The following is a 10,444-nucleotide window of genomic DNA, read 5'->3' as shown; positions in this document are numbered from 1 at the left end:
GACTCCGGCGGCGCCGGCGGCGCGCAGGGGCGCGGCGTCGGAGGCCACGATCCCGCCGATCGCGACGCACGGCAGCTCCACCGCCGCGGTCAGTCGGGCCCACCCGTCGACGCCGAGCGGTTCCGGATGGTTCGGCTTGGTGGTGGTCGGCCGCACCACTCCGACGCCGCAGTAGTCGACGGTGCCGCGCGGCAGCCGCGCGACCGCGGCGAAGTGCTCCGGCCGGTTCGCGGTGAGACCCACGACCGCATCGGGGCCGAGCTCCGCGCGGGCGCGCTCCACGCTCGGGTCGCTCTGGCCGAGGTGCACACCGTCGATGCGGATGCCGCGCTCGCGCGCCTTGATGGCGACGTCGAGGCGGTCGTTCAGGGTCAGCGTCGCCCGCCCCGCGATCGCCTCGGCGACCTGCTCCACGAGGGCGAGCACGGTGCGGTCCTCGGCGTGCTTCTCGCGCACCTGCACGATCGTCACGCCGCCCGCGACGGCGTCGGCGACGACCGCGGCCACCCCGCGCTCGCCGCACAGCGCGGTGTCGGTGACGAGCATGAGCGACAGGTCGAGAGCCGTCATGCGCTCACCTCCGCGAGGGCGGGGGCATCCTCGAGGCGCACCTGCGCGCGGGCGGAGACGTCTGCCGCCGTCACGGCGTGCAGGGCGTCGATGAGGCGCACCGCGAACGTGCCCGGGCCGACCGCGGGGGTTCGACCGGCGGTGCTTTGCCCGGCGGGGGATGCTGCGAGCTCGGCGGCCACCTCGTACACGACGTGGGCGGCGACGACCGCCTCGAACGCGTCGCACCCGCTGTCGCGCGCCGCACCCAGGAACGCCGCGATCAGCGCGCCGAGGGCGCAGCCGCCGCCCGTCACGAGGGTGAGCAGCGGCGTGCCGTTGGCGATCCGGGCGATGCGGCGCCCGTCGGTGATGAGATCGACGGCGCCCGAGACGGCGACGACGGCGCCGGTCCGCTGGGCGAGGTCGACGGCAGCCGGGGCGACGGACTCGATGGAGTCGGAGGCATCCACTCCGCGGCCGCCGGCGCCGGAGCCTTCGACGGCGAGGATCTCGGACGCGTTCCCGCGGATCGCGGTCGGCCCCATCGACGCGAGCTCGAGGGCCACGGCGGTGCGCACCGGAAGGACCCCGGCGGCCACCGGATCCAGCACCCAGGGCGTGCCGGCGGCCTTGGCGCCGACGGCCGCCTCGCGGGCGGCCTCGCGCTGCTCCTGCGCGGGCGTGCCCAGGTTCACGAGCAGGCCGCCCGCGATGCCGGCGAACATCCCGGCCTCGCCCGGGATGTCGACCATCGCAGGGCTCGCACCGATCGCGAGCAGCGCGTTCGCGGTGAAGTTCGTCACCACGGAGTTCGTGATGCAGTGCGTCAGCGGGACGGTGTCCCGCAGCCGCTGCAGCAGCTGCGCAGACGAGTGGGCAGGGTCGATGGAAAGACGATCGCGCATGTGCGACATCCCTTCGCTAGTCCGAACTAGATCAGGTTCGACGGGTGTGTTCTCAGCCGGTCGCGTCGCGCTCGATCACGCGCCGCACGGCACCCCGTGTCACTGCTGGCGAGCATAGCCGACACACCCGCCGCCCCAGCTCGCCCTTCCCGCTTGTTGACTTGCCCTGGATGTACGCGGCGCGCGGCGTGTCGCGTACATCCAGGGCAAGTCAACGCGCGGATGGTCGCGATCGGGAGGGGGATGCCGCGCTCTCGGACCTGCGCGTTCTGGGGGTCGTCGGGGGGTCCCCGGGGGATCATCGGGGCACTCGGGTAGGGTGCAAAGGGCCCGACACACCCTGATCGCGGGCCCGAAGTGAAGCGAGAAGAGAGCAGCCACCCGCCCGTGACTCCCGCCGCGTCCACCGAGCGCCGCCCGCTGACGATCCTCATCGGCGCCGACACCTTCATCCCGCACGTCAACGGCGCCGCCCGCTTCGCGGAGCGGCTGGCCGCCGGACTCGTCGCCCGCGGGCACGAGGTGCACGTCGAGGCGCCGAGCGCCAACCACCGCAGCGGCGGCACCTTCATCGAGCGCGTCGAAGGGCAGCCGATGACCGTGCACCGCATCCCCGCCTACCGCTGGGCGCCGCACGATTGGCTCACCTTCGTGCTGCCGTGGCGATCGAAGCACTACGCCCGCCGCGTGCTGGATGCCGTGAACCCGGACGTCGTGCACATCCAGTCGCACATCGTGATCGGCCGGGGGCTCGCCCGCGAAGCACGCAAGCGCGGCATCCCGATCGTCGCCACCAACCACGTGATGGCCGAGAACATCCTCGACTTCACGACGCTCCCGCCCGTGCTCGACAAGGTGTTCGTGAAGCTCGCCTGGGCCGACGCGAAGCGCACGTTCGATCTCACCCGCGCCGTCACGACGCCGACCCGCAAGGCGGCCGACTTCCTCGAGGCGACGATCGACATCGAGAACGTCATCCCGATCTCGTGCGGCATCGACAAGGCCAACTACGACCCCGACCTCACCCCGCGCGACGCGAACCGCATCCTGTCGGTCGGCCGCCTCACCAACGAGAAGCAGATCGACGTCACGCTCAAGGCGATCGCGAAACTCGATCCGGCACTCGACGTGCACTTCGACGTGGTCGGCTCCGGCGACCAGCGGCACCGGCTCGAGCAGCTCGCGAAGGACCTGGGACTCGGCGCCCGGGTCACGTTCCACGGCCACACCTCCGACGAGGACCTGCGCGCGCTCTACTCCAAGGCGAGCCTGTTCGCGATCTCGTCGATCGCCGAGCTGCAGTCCATCGCGACGATGGAGGCGATGGCATCCGCCCTGCCGGTCGTCGCAGCGAACGCCGTCGCCCTGCCGCACCTCGTGCACAACGGCGTGAACGGCTACCTGTTCGAGCCCGGCAACGTCGACGAACTCGCCGCGCGCCTGACCGACGTGCTCACCGCGGCGCCCGAGGAGCGGGGGCGGATGCAGCAGGCCTCCCTCGACGGCGTCGCCATCCACGACATCACCCGCACGCTGGACACCTTCGAGGCCCTCTACCGCGGCGACGCACTGCCCGAGTAACCCGTGCACATCCTGTTCTTCGGCGACCAGCATCCGCTTTCGCTCGGCGGGGCACAGGTGTCCATGCGGCTGCAGCGGCGCTACCTGGAACGCGACGGCCATACCGTCACCGTGGTGACGCCGCGTCCGCACGGCGCGCTCGCGCGGCTCGCGCACGAGGATGCCGGATACCTCGATCTGCCGTCGTGCCCGGTGGCGCCCGACCGCGAGTACGCGTTCACGTGGCCGGGCCGGCGCACCGACGCGCTGCTGGATGCCGCGCTCGCGCAGCGTCCGCCCGTCGACCTCGTGCACGTGCAGGCGGACTTCTGGGGCGCCGTGATCGGACACCGCTACGCCGCCCGCGCCGGGGTGCCGGTGGTGCACACGATGCACAATCGCGTGGACGTCGGCATCCGTGCGACGCTGCCGTTCCCCGGTGCCGTGCTGCGCGGCATCGGCGCGTGGCAGCAGAGTCTGCTGCCGGCCGGACCGCCGGTCGCGGGTCGCGACGGCTGGGCGTACCTCAGCCGGTTCGCGGTGCGGTCGGATGCCGTCACCGCTCCCAGCGAGCACTTCGCGCGGCGCCTGGAGCAGGGCGGCGTGCGCACCCGCGCCGACGGGCCCGTGGACGTCGTGTGGAACGGCATCGACGACGACCTCCTCGACCAGGTGCGCATCGAGGCGGCGGGGCGCCGAGCGGACGGCATCCCGAAGCTCGTCTGGCTCGGGCGGGTGAGTCCCGAGAAGCGGCTGCTTCCGTTCCTGCGCGCGCTCGCCGCGTCCGGCGTGCGGGCCGACGTTGAGGTGCTCGGCTCCGGTCCCCAGCTGCGGCAGGCGCGGCGGCTGGTCGCGAAGGAGAATCCTGCGGCCTCCGTCACCTTCACCGGACGCATCCCGTACCTCGACGTGCTGCGCCGGCTCGCGGCGGCGGACGCGCTCGTGCAGACCTCGATCGGGTTCGAGACGCAGGGGATGACCCCGTTCGAGGCCGCCGCGCTCGGCACGCCGACCATCGTGAGCGACCCCGACGTGGCCGGCGAGCTGCGCGCCGGGCTCTGGCAGGTGCCCGGCGGCGCGGACCCGCAGGCGCGCGTGCAGATGCTCGCGCAGACCCTGCGGCGGGCGGTCGCCGACATCGAGGCGGGGGATGCCCCCACCCCGAGCGCACGGGTCGTGGAGACGTTCCGGCAATCCTCGCGCACCGCCGCGATGCTCGACGTGTACCACCGCGTGCGAGCCGGACGCCCCGCGTAGCGCGACGCCGCGACGAGGGATCCCGCGCGCACGCCCGTCACCGACGCGGGTGACATCGTCGCGCCCGTGCACGCCCCGCGTGGGCGGCAGCGTTGCGCTCACCGCGGACCGGCGTTAGGCTGTTTCCGAAGGGCAGAAGAAAACTTCCGTCCTCCGGAAAACTCATGGAGGAGACATGACCGAGCTCCAGCCCGGCGACGCCGCACCCGACTTCACGCTGACGGATGCCGCAGGCACCTCCGTCACCCTCTCCGGCCGCGATCGCAGCACCGTCGTCTACTTCTATCCGAAGGCCGCGACCCCCGGCTGCACGACCGAGGCCTGCGACTTCCGCGACAACCTCGCGTCGCTCCGCGGCGCCGGCTACGACGTCATCGGCATCTCGCCCGACTCGGCCGACGAGATCGCCGCGTTCGCGCGCGACGAGCACCTCACGTTCCCGCTGCTGAGCGACCCCGACTCCGCCGTCGCCAAGGCGTACGGTGCGTGGGGCGAGAAGGAGATCGGCGGCAAGACGGTCACCGGCATCCTGCGCTCGACCTTCGTGATCGGCCCGGAGGGCGCGATCGAGGTGGCCCAGTACCGCGTCGACGCGACCGGCCACGTGGCGCGCCTGCGTCGGGAACTCGGAATCGACGCCTGACCGCCCTTGACAAGCCGGCCGCTTGTCTTTCACAATGGAATTACGCATACCGAAAGAAAACTTCCGGATAACGGAAGTCGGATGAGGATCAAGGATGACACTCGACAGCTTCAACTCCGCCGGACGCGATGACGCAGCAGCGCTCGTGCGCCCCTGCCTCGACATCGCCCGCTGGGTGGATGCCATCGTCGAGGGCCGTCCCTACGCCGACGTCACCGCGGTCGCGGATGCCGCGTTGAGCGTCGCCGCCCCCTTCACGGAGGCGGAGCTCGACGGCGCGCTGGCCCACCACCCGCGCATCGGCGAACGCCCCGAAGGGCACAACGCCGAGGCGAGCATGGCCCGGGGCGAACAGTCGGGGGTGGATGCCTCCGCCGCCGACGCGCTCGCCGCCGGCAACCGCGCCTACGAAGACCGCTTCGACCGCGTCTTTCTCATCCGCGCCGCCGGCCGCACGGCCGACGACGTCCTCGCCGCGATCGACGAGCGCCTCGGCAACACGCCGGAGCAGGAGCTCGTCGTCATCGAGCAGCAGCTGCGCGAGATCGCAGCGCTTCGACTTGAAGGAGCACTCGCATGAGCGTTTCCCACGTGACCACCCACATTCTGGACACCACCGCCGGGCGACCGGCAGTCGGCGTCGCCGTCGTGCTGGAAGCCCGAGACGGTGACGTATGGGTCCAGCTCGGTTCGGGCTCCACCGATGCTGACGGGCGGGTGAAAGAGCTCGGTCCCGAGCGTCTCGCAAGCGGTGCCTACCGCCTGCGCTTCGACACCGGGGCCTACTTCGCCGGCATCAACACGGACGCCTTCTTCCCGGAGGTCGCGTTGACGTTCGCCGTCGACGCTGAGCAGGCGCACTACCATGTACCGCTCCTGCTCAGTCCTTTCGCCTATTCCACCTACCGAGGAAGCTGAACATGACCGACCACAACGGAATCGTCCTGGGACCGAACCAGTACGGCAAGGCAGAGGTGCGTGTCGTCAAGGTCACGCGCGACACCGACCGTCACGAGATCGAGGACCTCAACGTCACCTCCCAGCTGCGCGGCGACTTCACCGTCGCCCACACCGAGGGCGACAACGCGCCCGTCGTTCCGACGGACACCCAGAAGAACACGGTGTACTCCTTCGCGAAGGACGGCGTCGGCAGCCCCGAGGCGTTCCTGCTCCGCCTGCACGGTCACTTCACCTCGAACTTCGACTGGGTCACCGGCGGTCGCTGGGAGGCCGAGCAGTACAGCTGGTCGCGCATCAACGACCACGACCACGCGTTCGTGCGCACCAACACCGCGACCCGCACCGCGGTCGTCGTCGCCGACGACGGCGGCGCCCCGCGCATCATCGCCGGCCTCAAGGAGCTCACGGTCCTGAAGTCGACCGCGAGCGGCTTCACCGGCTACCCGAAGGACAAGTACACCACCCTGCCGGAGACCACCGACCGCATCCTCGCGACCGACGTCTCCGCTCGCTGGCGCTACAACACCGACGACGTCGACTTCAACGCCGTCTACGAGTCGGTGAGCAACATCCTGCTCGAGAAGTTCGCTGAGAAGTACTCGTACGCACTGCAGACGACCCTCTTCGAGATGGGCGCGGCCGTGATCGCCGCCCACCCGGAGATCGACGAGATCCGCTTCTCGATGCCGAACAAGCACCACTTCGTCGTGGACCTGTCGCCGTTCGGCCAGGAGAACCCGAACGAGGTGTTCTTCGCCGCCGACCGTCCCTACGGTCTCATCGAGGCGTCGGTGCAGCGCGAAGGCGCCGCCCTCGACGACTCCGCCTGGGCCGGTATCGCCGGCTTCTGCTGATCGGAGGGTGCGGGGCTCCGACTGGGAGCCCCGCGCCTCCGCCGCGAACTCCCGGAATGAGCCGGGTTCGACAACTGAATACCCGACACATCAAGTGAGAATCACTTCCCGCTCGCAATGACCGCGAGCACCGGACAGGGAGGTCCAACCCACATGTCTCGCAAGACATCCACACCCACGGACGTGCTCGAGCGGCCCGAAGACCAGAAGATGCCGATCGGCAGCGCCTTCGCCTACGGCCTGCAGCATGTTCTGACCATGTACGGCGGCATCATCGCGCCGCCGCTGATCATCGGCTCGGCCGCGCACGCCGACCCCGCCAAGATGGGCCTGCTCATCGCCTGCTGCCTGTTCGTCGGCGGCCTCGCGACCCTGCTGCAGACCATCGGCATCCCGTTCTTCGGCTCCAAGCTGCCGCTGGTGCAGGGCGTGTCGTTCGCGGGCGTCGCGACGATGCTCGCGATCGTCAACCAGGGCGACGGCATCACCGGCATCTTCGGCTCGATCCTCATCGCGTCGCTCATCGGCCTCGTCGTCGCGCCGTTCTTCGCGCAGATCCTCCGGTTCTTCCCGCCCGTCGTGACCGGTGTCGTGATCACCACGATCGGCCTGTCGCTGCTTCCCGTCGCCGCTGGCTGGATCGTCGGCAACGACCCGAAGGCCCCCGATTTCGCGTCCCCGGCCAACGTCGGCCTCGCCGCGATCACGCTGTTCTTCATCGTGCTGTTCTCGAAGATCGGCAACGCGGCCCTGTCGCGCCTGTCGATCCTGCTCTCGCTCATCATCGGCACGGTGATCGCCGCGCTGCTCGGCAAGGCGGACTTCTCGCACGTGTTCGACGGCCAGATCTTCGCCTTCCCGACGCCGTTCGCGTTCGGTCTTCCGACGTTCCCCGTCGCGGGCATCATCTCGATGGTCATCGTGATCCTCGTGACCATGACCGAGACCACCGCCGACATCCTGGCGGTCGGTGAGATCGTCGGCACCAAGGTCGACCGCAAGCGCATCGCCAACGGCCTCCGCGCGGACATGCTGTCGTCGGCCGTGGCACCGGTCTTCAACTCGTTCACGCAGACCGCGTTCGCACAGAACGTGGGTCTCGTCGCGATCACCAAGATCAAGAGCCGCTGGGCGGTCGCCGCCGGTGGTGTGGTGCTCATCGTCCTGGGCCTGTTCCCGGTGCTCGGCCGCATCGTCGCGGCCATCCCGGGCGGCGTGCTCGGCGGCGCGGGCATCGTCCTGTTCGGCACGGTGGCGGCCTCCGGCATCCGGACCCTGTCGCGCGTGAACTACGAGGACAACATGAACCTCGTCATCGTGGCGACCTCGATCGGCTTCGGCATCCTGCCTGAGGTGAACTCCGCGATCTACGCGAACTTCCCGAGCTGGTTCCAGGTCATCTTCAACTCCTCGATCAGCTCGGCCGCGCTGATGGCGATCGTCCTGAACCTGGTGTTCAACCACTGGACGCGCGGCAACGCGCAGGACGCGTCGGTGTTCGCCGCAGCGGGCACGCGGGCCATCCCGACCGCGACGATCCGCACGCTGCGCGACGGCGACCGCTACGCCGACGGCAAGCTCATCGACAGCGACGGCAACGAGGTGCCGGTCGTCGACGAAGCGGCGCACTAGATCCCACGGGGGGCTCGGCGGTCGCGGGGGGTTCAGCCCGCGACCGCCGAGTGGCGTCTCCGGGGCGTGCCCCACAATGGTGACGGAGGTTCCATGTCACGAGTCGCAGTGATCACCGGCGCAGGGTCCGGCATCGGCCGGGCCGCAGCGCGCGCGTTCCTGGGCGCCGGCTGGCGGGTCGCGCTCCTCGGACGCCGCGAACAGGCCCTGGCCGAGACGGCGGCCGGGGCATCCGGCGCGCTGGTGCTGCCCACCGACGTGACCGACCCCGCACAGGTGGATGCCGCCTTCGATGCGACCGTCGCGGCGTTCGGCCGCGTGGACGTGCTCTTCAACAACGCCGGGACGTTCGGCCCCGCGGCATCCGTCGACGAGGTGCCCGTCGACGAGTGGGATGCCACGGTCGCGGTGAACCTCACCGGGGCGTTCCTGTGCGCCCGGGCCGCGGTGCGGGTGATGAAGGCGCAGTCGCCGCAGGGCGGGCGGATCATCAACAACGGGTCGATCTCGGCGCACACCCCGCGTCCCCTGTCGGTGGCGTACACCACCACCAAGCACGCGATCAGCGGCATGACCAAGGCGATCGACCTCGACGGCCGCGCGTTCGGCATCTCGTGCGGGCAGATCGACATCGGCAACACCGCCACCGAGATCACCGCGGGCCTCGGTGTCGGGTCCGGAGCCCTGCAGGCCGACGGTTCGCGGAAGGTGGAGCCGACCTTCGAGGTGGCGGATGCCGCCGCCACCGTGCTGTTCATGGCCGAGCTGCCGGCATCCGCCAACGTCCGCGAGCTGTTGATCACCGCGAGCGGGATGCCCTTCGGCGGGCGGGGGTAGGGCGGAGTAGCCGGCGCAACGAAATCACGCTGGGGCACGGAATGACGGTCGAGAAACCGGAACCGGACGTGATTTCATCCCCGAACGTGATTCGAGAGCACGTCGGCTATGCAGCACGGTGGAGTCCCTGGGCGATGGCCCGGACGATGAGGTCCTGCACGGCGGGCCAGTCGTCCATCACCTGGTGGTAGCCGACGCGGATCACGTGATAGCCGCGGAGCATCAGCTCGGCGTCATGCCGGATGTCGGACGTCCGCTGGCCGTCGACATGGTGCCCGCCGTCGATCTGCACGACCAGGCGGTCTCCGATCAGGAAGTCGACGCGATGGCCGTACAGCCAGATCTGGCAGAGGATCCGCACCCGCAGCCAGCGCAGGCGCGTGCGGAAGATGGTCTCCAGGCCCGAGTCGGCGAACCGGGATGCCTCCGAGAGCAGCGCCCGCGCGCGAGCGGGCAGCTCCATCCGGCCGAACGCGGTCGGGTCGACGAGGCCCTTGTTCATGGCCGACTCCCAGACCACCAGGGCGTGTTCGTGCGGCAGGCATCCGGCGGTGATGGCGAGGACGTTCTCGATCGGATCGACGTGATGGTCCGGATGCCGCGGCACGACCGCCCGGTCCCAATGCGCCACCGTCCCGGGCTGGAGATTGCGCCTGCTGGTGCTGTTTCTCACGCTGACATGCACGGCCGGGACGTCGATCGTCCACAGGCCGAGATGCCTGGCCGCGGAGATGCAGGTCAGCACGACGCCGAGGCGTGCGGCGTTGAGCAGCAGCGGATCCACCTCCGGCCGGGCCACCCAGAGGCGTCCCGCCGTCACCAGGGCGCCTGCGGCGACGGCCGCGGCGATCGTGCGCGGGCTGTGGCCCCGGTCGCAGAGTGCCGTCCGGCGGACCAGGGAACCGTGGGCGATGACGTCGGCGAGCAGATTCTTCAGGCGGAGTGCGGCATCCATCGGGTCAGGATGCCGTCACCGCGTGCTCTGCGCCGAGGCATCCCACTGCGAGTGGACGAGTCGCCCGCAGCCGACCGCTGTGGACGGAGGAGGGGCCCGGCATCCTGCATCCAAAGGACGCAGAGCGACGAAATGACGCCGCGATCGGGGCCGGGCGTCGTCATTCGGCGACACGACGGAAATCCGTGGCGGGATGCCGCAGGCCCGGGATGCCGCGGGCCGGGATGCCGCGGGCCCCGATGCCGCGGGCCCGGATGCCGGATGCCGCCCCGCGCCCGGGCCGGGCTAG

11 protein-coding genes and 1 riboswitch are annotated in these 10,444 nt (G+C 70.5%); of the genes, 8 read left to right on the top strand and 3 right to left on the bottom strand.

All coding sequences use genetic code 11. The features are described 5' to 3' along the window. On the bottom strand, positions 1–570 hold a 570-nt coding region (locus VJR25_RS06980), incomplete at its 3' end, for a thiamine phosphate synthase (RefSeq protein ID WP_324113947.1). Next, positions 567–1,457: a hydroxyethylthiazole kinase gene (gene thiM, locus VJR25_RS06975; protein ID WP_414683751.1), complete on the bottom strand. Its 891-nt coding sequence runs from the start codon at positions 1,455–1,457 to the stop codon at positions 567–569. The genes thiM and VJR25_RS06980, both read right to left, overlap by 4 nt. Continuing rightward, positions 1,449–1,564, bottom strand: a riboswitch (TPP riboswitch). (Overlaps the previous gene by 9 nt.) 280 nt (positions 1,565–1,844) lie before the next feature. Between thiM and VJR25_RS06970 the strand changes: the two genes are divergently transcribed. From VJR25_RS06970 to VJR25_RS06935, 8 genes are all read left to right on the top strand, one after another. Next, entirely contained in the window at positions 1,845–3,038 is a 1,194-nt protein-coding gene (locus VJR25_RS06970) for a glycosyltransferase (protein WP_324113943.1), read from the top strand. 3 nt (positions 3,039–3,041) lie between these two features. Further along, on the top strand, positions 3,042–4,274 hold the full coding sequence (locus tag VJR25_RS06965; RefSeq protein ID WP_324113941.1) for a glycosyltransferase: 1,233 nt from the start codon (positions 3,042–3,044) through the stop codon (positions 4,272–4,274). 175 nt (positions 4,275–4,449) lie between these two features. Beyond that, positions 4,450–4,917, top strand: a complete 468-nt coding sequence (bcp, locus tag VJR25_RS06960; protein ID WP_324113939.1) for a thioredoxin-dependent thiol peroxidase — start codon at positions 4,450–4,452, stop codon at positions 4,915–4,917. A 94-nt stretch (positions 4,918–5,011) separates the two neighbouring features. After that, the gene (uraD, locus tag VJR25_RS06955) at positions 5,012–5,497 is read left to right on the top strand and encodes a 2-oxo-4-hydroxy-4-carboxy-5-ureidoimidazoline decarboxylase (protein WP_324113937.1); all 486 of its coding nucleotides are present in this window, start codon (positions 5,012–5,014) and stop codon (positions 5,495–5,497) included. Next, on the top strand, positions 5,494–5,835 hold the full coding sequence (gene uraH, locus VJR25_RS06950) for a hydroxyisourate hydrolase (protein ID WP_324113935.1): 342 nt from the start codon (positions 5,494–5,496) through the stop codon (positions 5,833–5,835). Before uraD ends, uraH begins: the two co-directional genes overlap by 4 nt. A gap of 2 nt (positions 5,836–5,837) precedes the next feature. Beyond that, positions 5,838–6,731 (top strand): factor-independent urate hydroxylase, encoded by an 894-nt coding sequence (gene pucL, locus VJR25_RS06945; RefSeq protein WP_324113933.1) that lies wholly within the window; start codon positions 5,838–5,840, stop codon positions 6,729–6,731. A 153-nt stretch (positions 6,732–6,884) separates the two neighbouring features. After that, entirely contained in the window at positions 6,885–8,363 is a 1,479-nt protein-coding gene (locus VJR25_RS06940) for a nucleobase:cation symporter-2 family protein (RefSeq protein WP_324113931.1), read from the top strand. Positions 8,364–8,456: 93 nt separating this feature from the next. Next, positions 8,457–9,200 carry an SDR family oxidoreductase gene (locus VJR25_RS06935; protein ID WP_324113929.1) on the top strand — a complete coding sequence of 248 codons (744 nt, stop codon included), beginning with the start codon at positions 8,457–8,459 and terminating at the stop codon, positions 9,198–9,200. 106 nt (positions 9,201–9,306) lie between these two features. Here the strand turns inward: VJR25_RS06935 and VJR25_RS06930 are convergent, their stop codons facing one another. Then, positions 9,307–10,155 carry an endonuclease domain-containing protein gene (locus tag VJR25_RS06930; RefSeq protein ID WP_324113927.1) on the bottom strand — a complete coding sequence of 283 codons (849 nt, stop codon included), beginning with the start codon at positions 10,153–10,155 and terminating at the stop codon, positions 9,307–9,309. Between the last annotated feature and the right edge of the window lie 289 nt (positions 10,156–10,444).

This window comes from Microbacterium sp. (assembly GCF_035277845.1).
Lineage (GTDB): Bacteria > Actinomycetota > Actinomycetes > Actinomycetales > Microbacteriaceae > Microbacterium.
Note: the sequence above shows the minus strand (reverse complement) of the source record. Positions and strands in the feature narration are given on the sequence as shown.